Origin of the sequence: Paenibacillus sp. FSL R7-0302, from assembly GCF_038006885.1 — a bacterium.
Taxonomy (GTDB): Bacteria; Bacillota; Bacilli; order Paenibacillales; family Paenibacillaceae; genus Paenibacillus_AQ.
In genome coordinates this window covers 864,381-884,243 of sequence record NZ_JBBOWB010000002.1, presented here as the reverse complement: position 1 = coordinate 884,243, position 19,863 = coordinate 864,381, and the positions used below count along the sequence as shown (strand labels likewise).

The 19,863-nt window shown below is 53.3% G+C and carries 24 protein-coding genes; 3 read left to right on the top strand and 21 right to left on the bottom strand.

Translation table 11 applies throughout. The features are described 5' to 3' along the window. Positions 1-58: 58 nt before the first annotated feature. From MKY96_RS29720 to MKY96_RS29705, 4 genes are all read right to left on the bottom strand, one after another. Positions 59-1,009 carry a hypothetical protein gene (locus tag MKY96_RS29720; RefSeq protein WP_340946112.1) on the bottom strand — a complete coding sequence of 317 codons (951 nt, stop codon included), beginning with the start codon at positions 1,007-1,009 and terminating at the stop codon, positions 59-61. Next, positions 1,006-1,563 (bottom strand): RNA polymerase sigma factor, encoded by a 558-nt coding sequence (locus tag MKY96_RS29715; protein ID WP_340946110.1) that lies wholly within the window; start codon positions 1,561-1,563, stop codon positions 1,006-1,008. The genes MKY96_RS29720 and MKY96_RS29715 overlap by 4 nt, the downstream gene beginning before the upstream one ends. A gap of 151 nt (positions 1,564-1,714) precedes the next feature. Beyond that, on the bottom strand, positions 1,715-5,254 hold the full coding sequence (locus MKY96_RS29710) for a family 16 glycoside hydrolase (protein ID WP_340946107.1): 3,540 nt from the start codon (positions 5,252-5,254) through the stop codon (positions 1,715-1,717). A 175-nt stretch (positions 5,255-5,429) separates the two neighbouring features. After that, the gene (locus tag MKY96_RS29705; RefSeq protein WP_340946105.1) at positions 5,430-5,804 is read right to left on the bottom strand and encodes a hypothetical protein; all 375 of its coding nucleotides are present in this window, start codon (positions 5,802-5,804) and stop codon (positions 5,430-5,432) included. Positions 5,805-6,139: 335 nt separating this feature from the next. Between MKY96_RS29705 and MKY96_RS29700 the strand changes: the two genes are divergently transcribed. Both MKY96_RS29700 and MKY96_RS29695 read left to right on the top strand, forming a co-directional pair. Then, the gene (locus MKY96_RS29700; RefSeq protein WP_340946102.1) at positions 6,140-7,045 is read left to right on the top strand and encodes an alpha/beta hydrolase; all 906 of its coding nucleotides are present in this window, start codon (positions 6,140-6,142) and stop codon (positions 7,043-7,045) included. A 91-nt stretch (positions 7,046-7,136) separates the two neighbouring features. Further along, positions 7,137-7,898 carry a class I SAM-dependent methyltransferase gene (locus MKY96_RS29695; RefSeq protein ID WP_340946100.1) on the top strand — a complete coding sequence of 254 codons (762 nt, stop codon included), beginning with the start codon at positions 7,137-7,139 and terminating at the stop codon, positions 7,896-7,898. Here MKY96_RS29695 and MKY96_RS29690 read toward each other — a convergent pair. The 14 genes from MKY96_RS29690 to MKY96_RS29630 form a co-directional block, all read right to left on the bottom strand. Further along, entirely contained in the window at positions 7,882-8,148 is a 267-nt protein-coding gene (locus tag MKY96_RS29690) for a hypothetical protein (protein ID WP_340946099.1), read from the bottom strand. The two genes, MKY96_RS29695 and MKY96_RS29690, sit on opposite strands and share 17 nt — an antisense overlap. A 29-nt stretch (positions 8,149-8,177) precedes the next feature. Continuing rightward, entirely contained in the window at positions 8,178-9,131 is a 954-nt protein-coding gene (locus MKY96_RS29685; protein ID WP_445671478.1) for an IS3 family transposase, read from the bottom strand. Next, positions 9,053-9,355 (bottom strand): transposase, encoded by a 303-nt coding sequence (locus MKY96_RS34015; protein WP_445671425.1) that lies wholly within the window; start codon positions 9,353-9,355, stop codon positions 9,053-9,055. The genes MKY96_RS29685 and MKY96_RS34015 overlap by 79 nt, the downstream gene beginning before the upstream one ends. A gap of 188 nt (positions 9,356-9,543) precedes the next feature. After that, positions 9,544-10,023: an NUDIX hydrolase gene (locus MKY96_RS29680; protein WP_340946097.1), complete on the bottom strand. Its 480-nt coding sequence runs from the start codon at positions 10,021-10,023 to the stop codon at positions 9,544-9,546. Between the two features lie 31 nt (positions 10,024-10,054). Next, entirely contained in the window at positions 10,055-10,474 is a 420-nt protein-coding gene (locus tag MKY96_RS29675; protein ID WP_340946096.1) for a VOC family protein, read from the bottom strand. Positions 10,475-10,549: 75 nt separating this feature from the next. Continuing rightward, positions 10,550-11,518: a sigma-70 family RNA polymerase sigma factor gene (locus tag MKY96_RS29670; protein WP_340946095.1), complete on the bottom strand. Its 969-nt coding sequence runs from the start codon at positions 11,516-11,518 to the stop codon at positions 10,550-10,552. Positions 11,519-11,535: 17 nt separating this feature from the next. Next, on the bottom strand, positions 11,536-12,624 hold the full coding sequence (locus tag MKY96_RS29665) for an ankyrin repeat domain-containing protein (protein WP_340946093.1): 1,089 nt from the start codon (positions 12,622-12,624) through the stop codon (positions 11,536-11,538). Positions 12,625-12,643: 19 nt separating this feature from the next. Further along, positions 12,644-13,387 (bottom strand): hypothetical protein, encoded by a 744-nt coding sequence (locus tag MKY96_RS29660; protein ID WP_340946091.1) that lies wholly within the window; start codon positions 13,385-13,387, stop codon positions 12,644-12,646. A gap of 43 nt (positions 13,388-13,430) precedes the next feature. Further along, the gene (locus MKY96_RS29655) at positions 13,431-13,994 is read right to left on the bottom strand and encodes a DUF4303 domain-containing protein (protein ID WP_340946090.1); all 564 of its coding nucleotides are present in this window, start codon (positions 13,992-13,994) and stop codon (positions 13,431-13,433) included. A 2-nt stretch (positions 13,995-13,996) separates the two neighbouring features. Next, positions 13,997-14,455, bottom strand: coding sequence for an SMI1/KNR4 family protein (locus MKY96_RS29650; protein ID WP_340946089.1), 459 nt, complete (start codon positions 14,453-14,455; stop codon positions 13,997-13,999). Positions 14,456-14,487: 32 nt separating this feature from the next. Then, positions 14,488-15,024, bottom strand: coding sequence for a hypothetical protein (locus MKY96_RS29645; RefSeq protein WP_340946087.1), 537 nt, complete (start codon positions 15,022-15,024; stop codon positions 14,488-14,490). Between the two features lie 35 nt (positions 15,025-15,059). Further along, positions 15,060-15,332: a hypothetical protein gene (locus tag MKY96_RS29640; protein ID WP_340946085.1), complete on the bottom strand. Its 273-nt coding sequence runs from the start codon at positions 15,330-15,332 to the stop codon at positions 15,060-15,062. A 34-nt stretch (positions 15,333-15,366) separates the two neighbouring features. Further along, a complete protein-coding gene (locus tag MKY96_RS29635) occupies positions 15,367-15,990 on the bottom strand; it encodes a hypothetical protein (RefSeq protein ID WP_340946084.1) in 624 nt (207 codons plus the stop codon). Between the two features lie 6 nt (positions 15,991-15,996). After that, positions 15,997-16,575, bottom strand: a complete 579-nt coding sequence (locus tag MKY96_RS29630) for a hypothetical protein (RefSeq protein WP_340946083.1) — start codon at positions 16,573-16,575, stop codon at positions 15,997-15,999. A gap of 103 nt (positions 16,576-16,678) precedes the next feature. Here MKY96_RS29630 and MKY96_RS29625 point away from each other — a divergent pair, with 103 nt between their 5' ends. Then, entirely contained in the window at positions 16,679-17,305 is a 627-nt protein-coding gene (locus tag MKY96_RS29625; RefSeq protein ID WP_340946082.1) for a pentapeptide repeat-containing protein, read from the top strand. A 638-nt stretch (positions 17,306-17,943) separates the two neighbouring features. Here MKY96_RS29625 and MKY96_RS29620 read toward each other — a convergent pair. Genes MKY96_RS29620 through MKY96_RS29610 form a run of 3 tightly spaced genes read right to left on the bottom strand, consistent with a single transcriptional unit; the run spans position 17,944 to position 19,809 of the window. Then, the gene (locus tag MKY96_RS29620; RefSeq protein WP_340946080.1) at positions 17,944-18,309 is read right to left on the bottom strand and encodes a GntR family transcriptional regulator; all 366 of its coding nucleotides are present in this window, start codon (positions 18,307-18,309) and stop codon (positions 17,944-17,946) included. Continuing rightward, positions 18,306-18,962 (bottom strand): ABC-2 transporter permease, encoded by a 657-nt coding sequence (locus tag MKY96_RS29615; RefSeq protein ID WP_340946078.1) that lies wholly within the window; start codon positions 18,960-18,962, stop codon positions 18,306-18,308. Before MKY96_RS29615 ends, MKY96_RS29620 begins: the two co-directional genes overlap by 4 nt. Then, positions 18,955-19,809 carry an ABC transporter ATP-binding protein gene (locus MKY96_RS29610; protein WP_340946075.1) on the bottom strand — a complete coding sequence of 285 codons (855 nt, stop codon included), beginning with the start codon at positions 19,807-19,809 and terminating at the stop codon, positions 18,955-18,957. The genes MKY96_RS29615 and MKY96_RS29610 overlap by 8 nt, the downstream gene beginning before the upstream one ends. Positions 19,810-19,863: the final 54 nt, after the last annotated feature.

The following is a 19,863-nucleotide window of genomic DNA, read 5'->3' as shown; positions in this document are numbered from 1 at the left end:
AAAAAGCCGCAAACGGATGTCTCATCCATTCGCAGCTAATTCGTGTAGCGCAAACTCACTACTTCACCGGCTGTACCTCCATGACCTTATCCTTGAAGCGGTACGTCACACTAACATTCTCGATAACCGCTGTGTCGTCGTAGGCCAGGGAGCCCTCGAACGCTAACGTGTCATTATCTTTCCACACAAGTTGACTCGGATAGCTGTAATTCTCATGATCCGGGCGGACCCAGGTATCCAGCTTGCGCTGCGCGCCGTGTCTGATCCTCGCCGACTCTACCAGCTCCGGGCTGATTGTCCCCTTCTCCACATTCAGGATCTGCACGAATTCACTTTTGTTAGAGCCGGTGACCACTGCCAGGAGCTTCCGGTCCGGTGACGGGAGGATTTCCTTAATGTACATGGAAGGGGCCGCGAAGCTGAAATAGGGTTCAAGCACATCATCTTGTATGCGCCACAGTACATTCTGGGTACCGTAATCCGAATAGTTGTTGAATAAGGCGAATACGATGCTCCCGTCAGCCATTTTGTGGAGATACGGACTCTGGTAGCTTTTCGACAGGATATCTGTGGCAAAAGCAGCCGCACCCGCGATCTTCGGAGAATCATCCTTCAGCAAAGGCTGAAGCTTCTGCAACGCCAGCTCCCGCGCCTTCGGATCATTGAAGCTCTCCACCAGCCGGTTTACCGCAATGTAGACATGTTCATCGTTGCCGCTGGCTAACGCCTTCAGGAATTTGTCCGCCTTATATTGAGCAGGAGGGGCCAGCTCCATATCCTCCGCTGTCAGATAACGGATGTAAGGCTCCGCCGCTTTATTCTTCGTGTACTCCGTGGCGAGCAGCGCGGTAGCCGTAGAACTGTAGACAATCAGGCACGCGACCAGTGCGATCCACCTTTTGGAGAACCCTCTTCTTCTGGATCTTCCCCTTACTCCGCTGTGTTCGGCCGCCGCAATCAATTCCTCGTCAATCTGACCGATCTCCTTATACAAGTCCTCCCGCTTCATAGGTGAACGCCCTCCTGGTCTAAATGAATTCTAAGCTTGTTCCGGGTCCTGAATAGGCTCGACTTCACCTTACTGCTGCTCATATCGAACCTGCCGGCGAGGGATTCTATGGAATCCGCATACCAATACCGCCTGATGAATAAATTTCGTGTGCCCTCCTCCAGCCCGTACAGAAATTCGTTGATCAACCGCGCGGTTTCACCGGCGGCATACTCGGTCTCCACCGTCTCTGCTGCGGGCAGGCAGTCCTCCAGCTCCTCCAGAATCACCTCAAGCTGGCGGCTCCGCTTCTTGGCCGTATTATACCCATACTTATCGAGCGCGATATTGCGGGTGATCCGCCCCAGGAATACCGGCAGCCTTCTCGGCTGGTTAGGCGGTATAGCGTTCCATGCAGCGAGGTATGTATCGTTCTCACACTCTTCGGTATCGGAAGGGTTAGCAACAATGTTTCTGGCGATCGCCCGGCAGTACGCGCTGTATTTGTTCCGGGTTTCCGTGATGGCCTGCTGTGAGCGCTGCAAGTATAGCTGAATGATTCCCTGATCTTCCATCTGCTGTTTCTCCTTTGGTATCCTCTTATCTATATAGTAGAGAATTCCGGGTGCCGGTTGCACTTATACGCTAATCTTTTTTTACGCAAAAAATCCCGGAACATAAGCATATCACTGCTTACACACCGGGATAGAGATAGTAATCTATAGGTTAACCGAGGACCGGCGGGTCCTGCTCATCCGTGCTGTCATCCTCCATGTCTGCCGGTTTCAGGGTTACTCTAATGTCCACAATCAGGGTATCCGTCAGCTCCGTATCGGCCCAGGCTGAGCCGTCCCATATCTGCTTGCGGTAGATAACGGTTATCTTGTAATCACCTACAGCAGACGGAACATATGCAGCCTGATACACCTCATCCGTTACGGTGAAGACGCCTGCCATACCTTCCTCTGTGGAGCTCCAGGCCTCCGGATGATAACGTTCATCTCCGGGGTTGGCAGGTACCAGGCTCTGGTTATAGCCTTCGGCCGTCAGGGTAAGTGTTTCCCCTGCAAAAGGGCTGCCCGGGCTAACGCTGAGCCGGTTGCCTTCAGGCGTAACCGTTTCATACACATCGAGGGTTACCGTCTTAAGCGCACTGGCCGTCACCTTTTGTATCCCTGTAACACGGGCATTATCGAACACCGTATTCTGGGAGGTTGTTCGGAAGCCAATCTTACCTGCAGTTAATTCCGTTTGCGGGTTCGTCCATTGGAGCTTCAACTGGCCGTCCACAAAGCCTAGAATTCTGTTCCCTTTGATGACCGCCTTCAGCGTATACCACTGGCCCGCAGCCGCATCGGCGAAGAGGGTACTGGACACCGGGGTCAGCGTTCCGTTTACCGCCTTGAACAGCTCCAGCTTCTTGTCGTTGACATTGATCCGGTACATGTAATAGTTGTTGGCGTCCTGCACCCGGAAGAGAATGCCGGCATTGGCATTCGCGATGGGAACCTTTACTTTGGCTTCCATAGCAATATCTTGCCATGAATCCCCGGCTGTAATGAGCCCCGCCCCATTTCCTTTTGTCTGGATCAAGGCTTTCGTACTGCCGTCAGTGGTTACACTCCAGGTCCCGCTGGCAGCCGTCCAGCCCGTCGTATTGCCATCCTCAAAGTTATCCGTGAACCGGACGGAATTCGGATTGGCATCAATCGGAGTCTCGTCCACATCTGTAACCTGAATCGTGAAGCTCTTCTCCAGCGACAGGCCATTGGCGTCAATGCTCTTCACCCGGATGCTGTAGCTGCTCTTCGCTTCATAATCCGGCGTAGTGCGGAGGGTCAGCCTGTCTCCCTGCGGGGCAATGGAGAAGCTGCTGTTATCGGCGTCTCCTTGCCCCGGAACCAGCGCGTAAATAAAGGTTTGGCCCGCATCCGGATGTGCTGTAGTGAAGGTGCCCACTACACCGCCTGGAGTAGTCAGCTCCGGCACCTGGGTAGCGCTGAGTGTAATATCCGTGGGCGGATTGTGAATGGCGGTCACCTTGGCATCATCATACCAGACCCCGGCTGAAGTGGTGCGGAAGCCGATTCCGCCCGAGGTTAATTCATTGACCGGGTTGGTCCATGTCGTCTTCAGCACTCCATCCACATACCCTTTGACGGTATTGCCTTGAACCGTCGCCTTAAGGGTATACCATTGGTTCTTGACAGGCACGAACGAGGTGTTCGAGACCTGCGTCAACGTTCCGGCTACAGCCTTGTAGAGCTGCAGCTGGCTTGTGCTGGCATCGATCCGGTACATATAGAAGTTGTTCTGATCCTGCACCCGGAAGACAATGCCTGCGTTCTCGCTTCCATTAATGAGAGGCAGTCTGGCTCTGGCTTCATACGTGTAATCTGTCCAGGATATACCGGCCTTGGCGGTAATCAGCGCCGTCGTGGTCTGGCTGGTGGACAGCACCCGGTTCCCTGTTCGATCGGTTACCGCCCAACTGTTGGCACCTGAAGCCACGGTCCAATCCGGGAGCAGCCCGGAGGTGAAGTGATCGCTGAACCAGGCCTGATCCGTATTCGCGAAGACTACCCCGCTTACATTCTCATTCTTGATGCTCACCTTCAGGTCACTGAGATTCTTCGCCAGCGTTCCTTTGACCACCACATTTTCAAAAGTTACCCCGTTCACCATCCCGCCTCTGGTGGGATTGCCCTGAATAGGAGAATCTCCTCCCGTCTCGCGGACATTGATGTTCCGGAGAATAACATTGCTTACATCACCGGATGTACTGGTGGAGACCCGCAGCCAGTAATTGCCGAACTGGTTGATGCCCACCCGTTCAATATCGATATTCTCGAAGGTCACATCCTGGGCCCAGCCTTCGACCGGGAGCGGATTCTCTGTATAGGCATGATCCACCAGCAGCGCCCGCGCGCTTTGATAGACATACGAATTGCGGATGGTTACGCCAATCTGCGGCGTGCATATGCCCATCCCCAGCTTGAAGGCGGCGCAGCGTGTCCAGGCGAAGCAGTCCTCGAAGACCACATTCTCCAGATGCTCGATGGCTCCCGGCCAGTCCTTGGACATTCCTTTCTGCGGCCAGGTCTTGGTGGAGAAGGTATCGTCATCCGAGATGGCAAGGGCATGCTTCACCAGCACGTTCTGGCTCTCGTTAATATCGATGGCATCATCCTCAAGCGTAAATAAATCCTGGTATCCCTTATAGTTGGTGATGGTCACGTTATCGGAGCGGACCACCAGGAACGCCCAGAAGCCGCCGTCCCGCAGGGTTAATCCGTCGAACTTGAAGTTGCTGGTCGCCATCGGCACCACCAGGTTATTAATGAATCCTTCTCCCTGCTTATGGGTTGCAGGCGGGTTCGTCATCTTGCGTTTGCGCATTTCTATCCCTTTGCCGTCAATGGTTCCGCGCCCCCGCATGGTGATATTCACGGAATTGGTGGCGGTGCGGATGAAATAGGTTCCATCCGAGATCGAATCCTTGCGGAAGTCATTCCGGTAGTCCTCGCCCCGGCCTGTACCGACGATGACTGCACCCCCGGCCAGATAGAACGTAACATTGCTTTTGAGGGTCAGATTGCTGCTCTTATATACGCCCGCCGGAATATAGACGATACCGCCTCCGGCCTGATTGGCAGCATCAATCGCCTGCTGGATGGCGCCCGAGGTGATCGTTGCCCCCGTCTTGTCTGCGTTGTACGGTGCAGCGGTCACATTGTAGATTCCCGGGCCGGAGGACGCGGGGATGTCTGTCTCCAGCGGATCGGCGGCGATCACGAGTCTTTTGCGGCGCTTGTCCGGGTCCTTCTCATTCGGGTCTTCGTTCGCAGGTGCATTAATGTCGACGATCACATAGGTAGAGGCCGACAGGGTGAAGGTCAGCTTGTTGCCGTTGACCGTTCCCGTGATGTTCTTGGCCAGCGGGCTGATCGAATACGAGGTGATTGGCTTGTCTGCCGTCACCTCAAGGCTAATGGTTCCTTCAAAGGAGAACTGGGCATAATCATAGTCGGGTAAATACTTGACGACGGGGACCGCCTCATTGTTCACCTTCAACGAGTAAACAGAAGACGGAGTATAGATAGACGGCATCGGGTAATTCTGGATGGTTGCCGGGCCAGCGGCGGCCACCTGCGGCACTGGTTCCGTTCCCGGTTCCGGTTCAGCCGCACCGGCGGTCTGCGGGATGAACCCCGTGAATGCGACGGCAAGCACCAGCAGTAATCTCATGACTTTGTGAGTAAGCATAAATACCTCCTCCAGATCGATTTGGCTCCAGGCAACCGCTTTCAATTTCCAGCAGGATACATAGAGTCATTCCTTACTATAATCCCGGGCCAAAAAGAAAGGAGGGTGGCAAACCCACTCTCCAGGGACACAATTATACTGTTCTGCACCATCTGTTAACCTTAGATGTTATGCATTAGATGAATGCTTCGAAACGCCCCTCTGCATTCACCGTCGCCGTCCGCGGATCGGTCTGGCCGATCCCCTTCAGGAACCCCTTCCACTCGGTCCTCATCAGCGGACCCTGGACATTCTGGAAGGCTGTGCTTACGTCGGTGGAAGTACTGCTGCCGGCTTTGCGTGCAAGCTGAACCTCCAGCAGCCGGATCTGCCGCTGCAGCTGCTCACGGCGGTAGGGCACGGCCTCGCTGCTCTGTCCCGCGTTCACCCGGTCCAGCTCCAGCATCAGCCGATCCCGCTGCTTCTCCAGTGAGCTGACATCGCTCTGTGTGCCGCCGTAGGCCATGATGACCTGTACCGGACTGATTCCTGATACACTCTGTCCTATCATGATCCATCCCTCCAGTCCTTGGGTCCCGCCGCATTCCGGATGATCGTACCTGTAACGTTTCCGCGCCGGGATTGCTGTGGCTACAGTTAAAGCGTCTATATCTGTCTATTACCCTGCCTCTTCCGGTATGACTACAGCTTAGCCGCCGGATGACTCTAAAATCTATCAAAAAATCCCAAAAAGACAATTTACATAATATGTTATATATGGTATCCTTATGGTGGATTCGCTTACATTTTATGCCGTAAAAGAAGAGCTCTGCTTCATAGAGGGACATAAGAGGACGGATGAATCAGGTTTGGCCTAATCTATTTAAACTAAGGAGGATATGTGAAATGAAGAAGATTATGACTCGTATTGCCGCTTTGGCTCTGACGGCAGCGCTGATGCTGCCCGCTATGTCCTATGCCTCGCCGGTAGCCGAAGAGCAGGAGTTGAGCCTCTCTGCGGATGCCGCTGCGGCTATAACCAGTACCATCACTCCCGCTCCGCAAGGCTATGACGGATACCGCAATAATATTCCCCACGGCAACGTACAGCAGATTTCTTATTATTCGACTACCGTAGGTAAGTCAAGAAACGCAATGGTATACACCCCTCCGGGCTATACCCCTTCCAAGACCTACAATGTTCTCTACCTGCTGCACGGCATCGGCGGGGATCAGAACGAATGGCTGAACGGGATGAATCCGCGCAATATCCTGGACAACCTGTACTCCGAGAACAAGCTTGCGCCGATGATCGTGGTGTTCCCGAACGGCCGCGCGATGGCGGATGACCGCCCGATCGGCGATATTTATGCACCGGACAAGGTAGCCGCCTTCGAGCGGTTTGAATTCGACCTGATCAATGATCTCATTCCTTATGTCGATTCCCACTTCCCGGTATACAAAAACAAGCAAAACCGCGCCCTGGCCGGCTTATCCATGGGCGGCGGCCAGACGCTGAACTTCGGGCTCAAGCATCTGGACAAGTTCTCCTGGATCGGCGCGTTCTCCTCTGCTCCGAATACGAAGCCGGCCTCACAGCTGATCACGAATCCGGCGCAGACGGCCAGCCAGCTGAAGCTGCTCTGGCTCTCCTGCGGTGCTTCCGACGGCCTGCTGTATATCAGCCAGAACTTCCATAACAGCCTAACCAGCATGAATGTTCCGCATCTGTGGTATCTGGATGTCGGCGGACATGAAGGCAAGGTCTGGAGCAGCGGACTGTACCAGTTCTCGCAGCGGATCTTCAAGTAATTTAGGTCATAGGCTGCCCTCTCCCGATCCGTTAAGGTTGGGGGAGGGCAGTTTTTCTTGATAAGGCCCGGCCAACTTTAAGGAGGGCAATATGGCGAATGCGATAACGGATTACTATGATTCCTATGATGAAGAAGGAAGGCTGTCCAGGGATAACGGTCATCAGATCGAATGGATCACAACGATGGCCTACTTCAAGAAGCTGTTTAAGCCGGAAGCCTACATTCTTGACGGCTGCGCAGGGACAGGGAATTACTCTTTTCCACTGGCAGAATTGGGGCATAAAGTTGTAGCTGGAGATCTCGTTCCTTATCATGTAGATATCCTAAGAGAGAAGCAGAGCAAGCATCCGGTATTGGCCGATATGTATGCAGGAAGCATCACGGATTTATCCCGTTTTGACAGTGAAACCTTTGATGTTGTTTTGAACATGGGAGCCTTTTATCATATCGGCAATGAAGATCGGCAGCTGGCCATGGCCGAATGCCTGCGCGTGCTGAAGCCGGGAGGGCTGCTGGCAGTCTCATATATTAACAATGCTGCCGTTTCGTTATTAAGCATAGGCGATAGGTTAGGGAATATGGATGATGTGCTTACCTGGCATACCAACCAGACGAAAGATGGTCTATTCCTACATATGTCCCCCTTGGAAATGGAACGCATAGCAGCGGCCTATCACACAGAGCTTGTGGCCCATATTGGAACAGACGGCGTCGGTTATCTGTTTGCCAAGCACATCAATGAGGCACAGCAAGAAGATTTTGAACGCTGGCTTCAGCTTCATCTGCGGACCTGTGAGGACAAGAGTCTGCTCGGGTATAGTTTGCATGGACTGGCTATTTTGCGAAAATGATAGAAATAGACCTACCATTTGGCCCGCGCGCCCACGCAATGCCGAATGTGATCGGTTTTTCGATTACATCTGGCCCGCGCGCCCACGCAACGCCCAATGTAATCGGTTTTTCGATTACATCTGGCTCGCGCGCCCACGCAACGCCCAATGTAATCGGTTTTTCGATTACATTCGGCCCACGCGCCCACACAACGCCGAATGTGATCGGTTTTTCGATTACATTCGGCCCACGCGCCCACACACTGGTCATACCCCTGTCAAGTAGACAGATGAAAAAAGCTAAGCAGCCAGCGCGTGTCGATACTCAATCGGCGCGCGCTGTTTCAGTTTCGCCTGAAAACGTTGGTAATTGTAAAAGTAGATATACTCCTCAACGGCTTGATGAATCTCTGCTTCTGACTTACACTGGTGAAGGTACAACTTTTCTGTCTTCAGATGCGAAAAGAAGGATTCGATGCAGGCGTTATCCAGGCAGGTTGCTTTGCGAGAGTGGCTGCCCTTGACGCTGAATGCCTCTAATCGTGTGTTGTACGCCTGAGACGTGTACTGAAAGCCTTGGTCCGAATGGAGCACGGCCTCAGACACGTCTCTTTTCCGTGTCCACTGTTCAACCGTATCCAAGACGAGGTTTACGTCGTTTCGCTCCGAGATCTGCCAAGCTACAATTTCATTGTTGAAGAGGTCCTGAATCGCAGACAGATAATAAAAACGGGTGCCGTCTGAGATATACGTAATGTCCGTTACTAGCTTCTGCTGAGGTGCTGTCGCATGAAACTTACGCTTTAATCGGTTCGGGTAGACCACGGAAGGAGTAGAGCCCGCACGACTCCTTTTCTTGCGAATGACAGACTGGATCGATAGCTCTTTCATGAGCCGCCATACCTTCTTGTGGTTGACGAGGTAGCCTGCCTCCCGCAGGGCTGCCTGCATTCGAGGGTACCCGAAATAGGGATGAACCAGGTGAATCGCCACCATATGCTCTTTCATGGCGTGCTCTTGCTCATGGGCATCCATTCGTCGAACCTCTGCACCTCGCCACTTGTAGTAATTTGCCCGCGATACCTCTGCAATGGCTAATAGGCGGGTGATGCCATGTTGGTCACGTAGTTCTTCAATTACGGCGTATTTGTCATGCAGTCCAAGCTTCCCTCCCTTTACAGATTTGGATACCGCTTTTTTAAGTAGTCCACCTGTGCCTTTAAGTAATCTCGTTCTTCTTCTATACTGGCAAATGTAGAACGTGGACGTCCTTTTAAAGGGCTTGTTGCCCCTTTTGGTGTATCGAGTGGCTCCCCATTCCGATATTTCTTTACCCATACTTTAAGCTGGGTACAGTTCACAATCCCCAACCTGTCGGAGACGACCTTATAGCTCTCCCCTCCTGTAAAATAGGCTTGAATAGCCTCTTTCTTGAATGCCTCCGTGTACGATTGAAACACTTGTCCCTTTTTGGCCATACCAAAATCCCCTCCCAGTTCACTCATTTCCTCATGTTAACACATGAGGTTTTTTCGAGTGTCTACTTAAAGGGGATAATACCACAATGCCAAATGTGATCGGTTTTTCGATTACATTTTGATCGATGCCCTCGCCAGAGAGCAAAAAAAACTGCACGCTTATCACGTGCAGCCCTTCTCAAGCCCTCTTATGGTGTGCCAACACGTAACCATGCTGCTGGAGTTTTCCTGATGAAATGCTTCTCTACCGAAGCAAGCACTACATCATTCCCCGGTAAAGCGACCCTGTCTATGGCTTCATTCACCGGCAGCCATTCATAATCACTATGCTCATGATTAAGAATGACATCCTGGTCGTCATTCACATATCCCACGAACACTGGTGCGACGTAGATATAGTTTTCTTTTGCCGAATAGATCTGGTCGAAGGTATTGGAAGTGTAGAGAGTGACTTGGGTAATCCCCGTCTCTTCCCGAACCTCTCTTAGCGCAGCCTCCCACGCTTGCTCCCCTTCTTCAATGCCCCCGCCGATATAGCACCAGGCATCCCTGAGTACCGAACCGGCCCGCTTCAGTAACAGGACATGATGACCAGAGGGTGTATTCTTCAGCAATACTACAGCAACACCTGTACAACGTATGGGTACTTCTACGTTCGTCTTATTCATAATTGATCCTCTCCGCCGTTATATCTCCACTCTATCCAAGCTCCGTATAGATCTGGAACGTCACCCCGAACTTGTCCGTCAGATCGCCGAAGCCGGGGCTGAACGGCTCTTCCCGAAACGGCATATTGACTTGACCGCCCTCCTGCAGCGCATCAAAAATTCTCCGGGACTCCTCCACGCTGTCCGTAGTAACGCAGACCGTTACCCGCTTCCCGCTCTCAACTGGCGTACCGCCGGGAGTATCCGAGAACATCAGCTCCGTGCCGCCCACCTGTACCTTGGCATGTGCCACCAGACTCCGCACCTCATCCGGGAACGTGTCCGGGAGGTCCGGCATATCACCGTACGTCAGGATGGAGAGGACTTCGGCACCCATAGTCTGTGCATAGAACTGAATGGCCTCCTGCGTGCGCCCCTCCAGGGTAATGTAGGGAGTAAGTTTGATTGTCATTGTGTGTTCCTCCTTGAGTTCGGAATGGTCTCGCTTGTGCGATTCATTAGTATAGACGTTCCGGCCGCGGCAGAATCATCGGTGTTCCGGCAATCCGAAGCAAATAAATAAATCAGCATCTATAAAATGATGAACATGCGCGATCTTCCCCCCGCTCAGCTCAAGCACATGAATCGCCCACGGAACCAGCAATCCATCTTCTCCAGAGGGAACGTACTGGGCAAATGCGGGCCGGTTCCCGTTCACCTGGACGGGCACCATCCGTGATCCCACACAGTGACTGCGTGTGATCTGGTAGAAGGCCGCGAGATCCGCGCCGCCCTGCACCCACATCGTAAATGGCGGCATCGACAGGCTGCCGTTCTCCTGGAATAGGTCTAACAACGCAGCAATATTGTATTGTTCAAAAGCCTCCACGTACCGGGTAATCAGTCCTTCGTCCACTTCATTATCATCAGCCTGCAAGGCCTCGGACCGGAGCTGTGCCTTGGCCATGGCTGCCCGTGCCCGCTGCATCGCGCTGTTCACCGCTGCCACGGTCATCTCCAGTGCCCCGGCGGTCTCGGCTGCCGACCACCGGAACACCTCCTGCAGAATCAGCACAGCACGCTGGCGGGGCGGCAGCAGCTGAAGCAGTGCAATGAAGGACAGCCGGAGGGTCTCTCTGCTGACCAGAATATTACCAGGGTCATCCACATAGCCCGGAGCGGGCCAGATCCAGGAATGCTGAGGCAGGCTCTCCCTAGGCTCCGTAACGGCAGCGGCCGGTTCCGAGAGATCCATCGGCAGCGCCCGCCGCTTGGCGCTTCTCAACCGGTCAAGACAGACATTGGTGGCTATCCGGTACATCCAGGCCCGGAGAGAGGCCTGCTGCTTCATCTGCTCCTGGTGCTGCCAGGCCCGGATCATGGTATCCTGGACGGCATCCTCCGCTTCGAAGATGGAGCCCATCATCCGGTAACAATACCCGGTTAGCTCGGAGCGCATGTCCTCCAGTCCGTTCAGGGTCTCCGGGGTCTCATAGGTCTCATGATTATGATTCACTTTAGACAGCCTCTCCTTCATGACCCGTCCAGCTCTCCCTCCATGAACTGTATGAGGTAGTGTTCAGGCTGCGCAACAAATTCCGGGAAGCTGCACAGATCCGCATACGTCTGATGCTCCAGATCATAGCAGCCGAGCTGCCCCTTCTTCTGCGGATTCCAGACCAGCACCAGACCGGAGTAATTATCGATATCGGCAGACAGCCTTAACAGCTTGCGCCGGCCGGCCTTCATCTCTATCGTGTCAGTGAAGCTAAAGAAGTCGATGTACCCGATCTCATACTCATTGGGGGCAAGTGTCAGGCGCAGCTGGTCCCCTGTAAGGAAGCGGACCAGCTCATCGGGCAATTTATACTTGGCCAGCTCGTATTTCTTGTTCTCCACATCATGGACATCCGGCGGTTCCAAAGCTTTCAGGTATTCCGCCATAGCGGTATGCCTGCTGCTGACCGCAATCGAATACGGCCGCTCGCCGTCCTTCTCCGTCATCATAAGGTCCGCACCGCGTTCCACCAGGAAGCGGACCATGTTCAGATTGCCCAGCCGGGCAGCCACTGTCAGCGGCGTCGCCCCGTAAGGATAGACCATATCCGGCTTGTTGTAGTTGATATCCACTCCCTGATCCAGCAGATAGGTAAGCGTCTTCAGATCATGATCCGAGGCGGCTTGCCGCAGCACAGCACCGGCATGTTGCCGGATGTCCAGACCCAGCTCATGGATCAGCGGGATATTCTTCTTGTTGCCATAGTAGGCCTGTGAATAAGCGCCCGATCCCGTCCGGTTAAGCAGGTCCAGCTTCGCGCCCTGTGCAGCAAGGTATCGGACCAGTTCCTCCTTCCCGTAACGGACCGCCCGCAGGAAGGCCGGATTCTGAGGTACATTCAGGTTCACGCCATGCTCCACCAGCAGCTTCACAACCTCGGTCTGCTGCGTAATAATCGCCAGATCAAGCGGGCTGATCGTGGTCCGCTTGCTAAGCTCCAGCTCCGCTTCAATATCCCAGCCCGCAGCAACGGCCGCCTGCAAGGCCGGAACATCCCCCTGATAGATCTGCATCGCCCGCTCCGGCAGCACCTCGAATTTTCCTATGTCCTTCAGGGCAATCATCCGCACTCCTCCTTATTCTTCACTCCCACGAATACTGCTCGCATCCCTTCGACAGAAGCCACTCTTTCATCTTGGCCGATACCTGCCTGGCAGCCTGCTCATAGAAGACGGCTACCTCCTGCCCACCCGCCAGATTCAGGCGGATATAGCCGCCCAGATTCCGGTAGAACAGGTAGCAGACGTAAGAATTCTCAATGAAGAGATCCGGCTGAGACTCCGCCCGGCACAGGTCAGCCAGCTCCGTGAGCGCCAGTTGGCCCTCTCCCGGCGGCATCCGCAGGAAAAGATGCCTGCGGGTTCCCGTCCATGGCTCATAATAGACGCTCTCCTCCTGGCTCCGCCCATACATCCGGCGGTAGATGCCGTCCAGGATCATGGCATAGCTCTCATCCTTCTCCTGTTCCCCGGATGGCAGCGGGATCACTTGAATCTGTTCCGCATGACGAGGCAGCCATAGCAGCCCGTCCACCTTGGGATGAACCGCCAGGAAATCACCGTCCACAGTGGTCCCGATAGCGGTACACTCGCCGATCTGCTGCTCCGTTATAGGGCTATCCTGATCATGCTCCCATAATCCATATTCGGCAAAAGGCCGCAGCACCTCCGGGTCAGGGGTCTGCACATTCATCCAGCCCCGATACGTCCCTTCGCCGTACTGCTGCAAGAACCGGGTATAGGCTGGCGGATAGAGACCCGCGTTCTCCGCTTCAAGCAGGCGCCTGTGATGCTCTGACAACCCTATCGGCTCACTTACGATATACATCGACATTCCCCCGGTTTCCTGCGTGAGTTATTCATCTATAATCTTATTCTGCCGCTTCCGCCAGCCAGGCCTGCATCGCCGGAGACTCCTCCCGGTTCAGCCGCAGGGCAATCTGCGTATTCCCCTCGTCCGGCGGCATCACCTCGGCCAGCACGCATACGTCCTCCCTGGGCTGATTGAGCGCGAACAGACCCTCAGCATCCAGCATCCGTATCGCCAGCTCCATGGCCCCCAGTCTCATAATGAACTCATCGTTCCATTCGTCATCCTCCAGTTCCGCAATGGACGGACGCGCCAGGAATAACCGCTTGACCTCATCGAAATACTCATCTCCGAAGCAGCAATACGGCGAATCAGCATAAGACCATTTAATCAGCTCGGCGATCTCTGCTGCCGGTGTGCTGCCGCCCTCTGCCTGTCTGGCCGCCTCCTGCTCCAGCGCTTCCCGCGACCAGGCAGAGAGGCTTGGCGCAAGTCCCTCACCCGTTGTATATAACGTGCAGTAATAATAATGCTCCCCATTCGCAAAAAGCGCGCGGAACGACCTCCGGGCCGCCTCCGCAATCTCCGCCGCCAGCCGCTCCACTTCCTTCTGTGCCGTATTCATGGTTACTTCCTGTCGTCGATCAGCTGTTCCAGGAATCCGGCGAACGTGGGAGCATACTCCTCGATCAGATCATTCATGAGGTCATAACGCATGACCGGGAATTCCCCCTGCACATCGGGGACAGAGGTGTCAAAGTAATACAGCTCATCGCTGTCCGGCACGAACAGATCCAGCCGGTGCGGAAACCGGCTGACCCACCAATCCTCCGCCAGATTCAGCCTGTGGATATACAGCAGATCCCAGTCGGTATACTCCCTATCCTCGGGAGCAACCAGCGTCAGAATTTGCCCGTCCCCCAGGCTCCCACCCCCATAACGGGCCAGCCACCAGCGGTAAGACGGCGGCAGCCTGAAGCCTAATTCCTCCTCGGCTTCGGCAATCCAGCTCTCCTCGGCCCCATGGCCCGGAAACCACCGGACCGGGGAAGGCTTGCTTAATAACTCTGTCAGACGCTCATACATAGTTGTACTCCCCTTTCCCTGCTAAGGGTTGATTATAGATTGTCAGGATGAACAGCAGCTGGCGCATCATTATTCATGCGCAGCAGGATATACTCAATCTCCTCCAGCGGCAGCTTCAAGGTCCGGCTAACCTCATGGAGTCCCATCTCCCGGGAGAGGAGGAGGCGTGCCTGATGGATTTTCCCTTCCAGCCAGTTGTTGGCCAGCATCCAGCTCTTCACCCGTTCCAGCAGCTCTGCTTGGGCAGTTTTACCGGCATGCTTGGTATACTTGGCAATAGATTCTGCCAGATAGCTGTACAGGTGAATGCCCAGAGCCTCGCGCTGCTCATTCTTGGACATACGCTGGTACTGCTCATAGCTGAGGCTGATATCCAAATAGAGGGTATGATCCCCGCTGTCAAAGCGTCTGAACGTTCTCCGCCCGTAGCTATCAGGTAACACCCGGAACACAACGAAGATATCGTAGGGGAACTCCAATGTATTCGCCAGCTCCTCTAACGGCAGCAATTCATCTCTTAGTACACCCACACATGTTCCATGGGTATCCAGCGTAAAACCCAGTTGCATATTAGCACCCCTCCCCCGCTTAAGACACGCTTGAACTATTTCCCCCTTCTATAGGCATCTGCCAGCTGGACCAGATACCAGACGGCCGCACCGGTCAGGGCTGCGAACAGCAGATTAATACAGCCGAATACAAGAAATAACTTGGCTTTGCCTAGCCCGATCCGTACAGCAGCAACGAGCTGGAGAATCGCAGGGAGCAGGAACATCAGCCAGGCGACGGTGATCAGCTTTTCGGTCTTGAAGCTCCACCATACCGCCCAGCACGATAGAGCCAGCACGCCCCAGGTACAGATGAACTTCAGCGCCATCGGCTCCCCTCCCTTTCATGAGTAATCCAATAGATCAGCTAGGCCCTGGTTGCCCATGGATCAAGAGTCCATATTGTCTGACCATCCACGAGTCGCTTAAGTCTTGAGCCGCATCACGGCTTATACGTACAGAGGGCTTCTGTTCGTCCATCGCCTCCGTATCTTGCGCCGAGAAGCGGAGAGGCTTGGTTATTTTTTGAATAGAGCCGGTGATTTCCTTATACAGGGCATAGCTCAGCGGCTTGTGCTCCCGGACATCCTCATAGAGATAATACTCCCCTTGCTCATCCTGAGCATTGACCCGGTGCCCCTTAGGGCAGGAGATCAGGATACAGGGCAGCTCATTCTCTGCCCATTGCCCGTGATAGGGAATAGAAATCCCCTCATTTCTCGCAAAAAAACCGAAGCTCTCTGTATCCGGCAGAACCGATATCGAATAGATGAAGAAAGGGCGCACCCCGCTCTCTTTTTCCGCAGCTGTATAATATTGATAGAAGGCGCGATACGCCTCCACCACCTGATTCTGATCATGCTCTGTATGGGTATAATTGGTTAAATAGTACCGCACTTGCGTAGGCTCCAGAAGCTCTACGACTCTCTTAAGCTCCTCGGGTGTGATGAAGAAGCGCTGCTTGTAGAATCCGCTGTTTTTTAGCATCTTCTTCTACCACTCATAGGCAACAAACCGTGCTCTGAGCGTCTCTTCATACGGCAGCCATTCCGCATCGCTCCATAGAGACAATCCAGTAATTTCGGACAGCCGCTCCACCGCTTGCCCGGGGCTGGTAAGGCTGATGAATGCGCCGAAGTTCTCCTCCTGAGCTTGCATCCCGAGCACCCGCTGCATATATTCGTCAGCTATACGCTCTTCCCGCAGGTGTTCGTATTCCTCCCGGGTCCACGGCTCACAGAAGATTCGTTCGGCCTGGATCTCCCCCTGTTCAAAGAACGACAGCTCGAAGATCTCCTCATTCATGTATCCCGCCGTCATCACCGGCTCCTCCAGCAGCCCGGACAACGTTCTGCCAACCTTTTTCACCGTACCCCATACGAAATAATCGTGAAGCACGCTGATCCAGCCCTCGTTGCTTTGGCTTACATAGATAACTGCCTTACGCTCCGGCGTCTCAGAATCAGGATAACCCAGAACCTTGCCATGCTTGGCGGTCAGCTCTTTCAAGGCTTGAAGGGTCTTGTCCAGGTCACCTGACTTGATGTGCAGATTTGCAAACGATCTTCCCACGCGTGGATGGCCTCCTTTAATGGCTTGTCTATAGTTGCTTGGCATACTAACATATAAACTAGATTCCATTCATTTTACCAAATTAATGTAAGGAGGGGCTACCTTGAATAAGAAATTCCTCTTGGCCAGATGGCAGGACGACCAGCTCTCTGAAGTGAACCGGCGTCTGGCCGCTATTTCAGGCAAACATAATCTCCATCAAAAGGACCGCTCCTTTCCCGTCTCCCCTTATGGACAGACGGAGGCAGGACTGGAAGATTACCGGGGGGTTACTCTGATAGAGAGCATACAGTACCTCACTCTACAGGGCATTGATTTCTCTTATTCACGCTTCGAGGATGCGGCAAGCCTCAATACCTCAACGCTTACCCATTGTTGCCTGGACGGGGTCAAGCTGGACAACAGATTCGTGACCCATACCTTCAGCCACTGTTCCTTCCGGGAAGCGAAGCTGAATCGTGCCCGAATCAGCAAGGAGTTCCATGATTGTGATTTCACCGGCTGCAACTTCAGCAAAGCGATCGCTAATGATGCATCCTTCACCCGCTGCCGCTTTGACGGCGCCAACTTTCGCGGTGCCTTATTCCTGTATTGCCGGTTCGAGGAATGCAGCTTTGAGGGGGCGCTGTTTCAAGACGGCTCCATAGCTGGAAGCCGCTTTGCGGGAGAGGCACACTTGCTGCCTGAGTGGGGGAATACGATACTGGATCATGTCAAGTTTCAGGAGTAATGTAGCCTGCAATAGATCCGCATATAACCATCCAACTTAGCCATAATAATACAGATTCTCCCATCCCACCCAAAGGGAAGTTGATCGCACAAAATCACACTGCGGATGAACGATGCTAATGTCTCTCTCACCGGCCGCTTTTAAGGAGTAGTAATGGTAATGTTGCACTTTTTGCAGGATTCCTCTATACCTTTTACGGGTTGCAAGTACAATGTTGTATTATTTGCACAAATTTCGGTGTTTAGAGCAAGTTAGCGCTGAATTTGTTGCAGTTCATGCAGGATTTCAGCATAGTCCGCTTCTTTGGGGCAGTAATGTTGCACTTTTGGCAGGATTCCTCTTAAAATGTTATTCGCTGTGACGCATGGGGCCCTTCCCTCGGCGCAGCAGCACCCATGGTATTCGGGTTTTCGTATACAATCAGGCCCACGTACCTTCGCCCAGCACACTGTATTCAGTTTTGCACTTACATGCCTAACTGATCATTTGGATGTATTCAAGGAATACTTATCCCTAAATCTATGCATATCTTATCCACAATAAAAGAAAATCATAATTTCCTAAACACGAACAAACAAAGGCTTTTCACAACCCCGCAAGGGATCGTGAAAAGCCTTTTCCTATCCAGTCCATATTGTTCAGTAGATCTTGCCCAGCAGCGCGATCACTTCATCAAGCGTAAGACCGAAGGACTTATAATACTGAATGTCGCCCTTCATCTGCTTCAAGACCATTTCACTACGAATCCGCAGCATCTCTTCCGGCGTGAATTCAGCGACAAAGCAGCCTTTGCCGGTTACCGTGTTGATCAGCCCGCTCCGCTCCAGCTCCTCCCAGGCCTTCTTGACCGTGATGACACTGACACCAAGCTCCAGCGCAGCCTGGCGGATCGGCGGCAGACAATAGCCGCTCTCCAGCTCCCCCTGGAGAATCTGGGCGCTGATCTGTTCATACAGCTGCTGATAGATCGGCTTCTCAGAGGTGCTGGATATTGTTACATTCATAGAATCTCCACTCTGAGGAATCTCTTCACCGCAATCCGGTAGGCAAGCAGGGTGAAGACCGCGAAAATGAGGATGCCTCCGATCAGAATCGAGAACTGAAGCGCCGCATTGCCGGTCCCGGAGCCGTAGAAAATGCCGTGCATCCAGCTATTCTGAATTCCGGCCCATTGGACCAGGCCCGCGAACAGGATCGCCGCAGCCGTCGATGCAGTCGTAGCCGCGCCATACTTATATGCCGTCTTGTAATACATCGAGATAAATATAAGGTTGAACACCGCCAGCATAATGAAGCATAGGCCCCAGAAGCCCATATGCGGCGCAAAAAAGAAATATTGCATCTTCGGGTATAGCTGAAAGGTAAATATACTGGCAATCATGGCGACCAGCAGATGCATCAGCTCCAGAATGACAAGTACAGTGACTCTGGACTTCACAATATCGCTCTTGGTCACAGGCAATACGGTGCTGAACATCAGATCATTCTGGCTTTTGAAGCCGCCGAAAATGTTCGGTACCGTGATGAAGCAGAAGTACAGCGGGACCAGGAAATAGAGCCAGCCGGGAATTAGCATAAGACCGCCCATCAGGAAGGGCAGGACGAAGAACCAGGGATTGACGCCTAACTTCAAATCCTTCAGCACCAGATTATACATATACACCCTCCTTTTTGGCAAAGTAGATCATGATGTCGTCAAGAGTCGGGATGGCCGTGTTAAGCGTCCAGGCGGGATCGATATCCCGGGCATGAATCAATCCGGTGAAGCCGAAGGAGTTGATCTTGTAGGAAATCAGCTTCTCCTTCAATTCGTTAAGCTGCGACTCGCTGCCGCTAAGTAACCGGTATGACTCCTTGAACTCGTTCTTCTCGCTACTTGCCACAATCTCTCCTTGCTCAATGAAGGTGATATAATCCGCACAGCGTTCGAGGTCAGAGGTTATATGAGTGGAGAAAAGGATGCTGATCTCGCCGCCCATGATAAGCTCCTGGAAAATATCGAGCAGATCATCACGGGAGACGGGATCGAGTCCGCTGGTCGGCTCATCCAGTATGAGCAGCTTGGCGCCGTGCGACAGGGCAAGGGTCAAGCTGTATTTGACCTTCATGCCGGTGGACAGCTCAGCGATCTTCTTGTTCTCGTCCAGCTTGAACCGCTTCAGATACTTGTAATACGTGTCATCATTCCAGTTCTTGTAGAACTTCTTCGTGATGCCCGTCAGCGTCTTGATCCGGCTGCGGGTGTAGAAGTTAATATCGCCGAAGGCACAGCCGATGTCCTGCTTCAGCTCCATCTCATGCTCCGCGATATTCTTGCCCAGAATGTGAATCTCGCCGCTGTCCATCTGAATCATATTTAGAATCGATTTGATCGTAGTTGTTTTGCCGGCGCCGTTCACGCCGATGAAGCCCATAATATACCCCTGCTCCAGTTGAAAAGATACGTCTTTGAGCTGAAAATTCGGGTATTTCTTATTCAAGTGTCTAACATCCAAGGCCAGCATAACAACCCTCCCCAATAAATTGTGTATTCCGTGTATACACAATGTATCACGGGG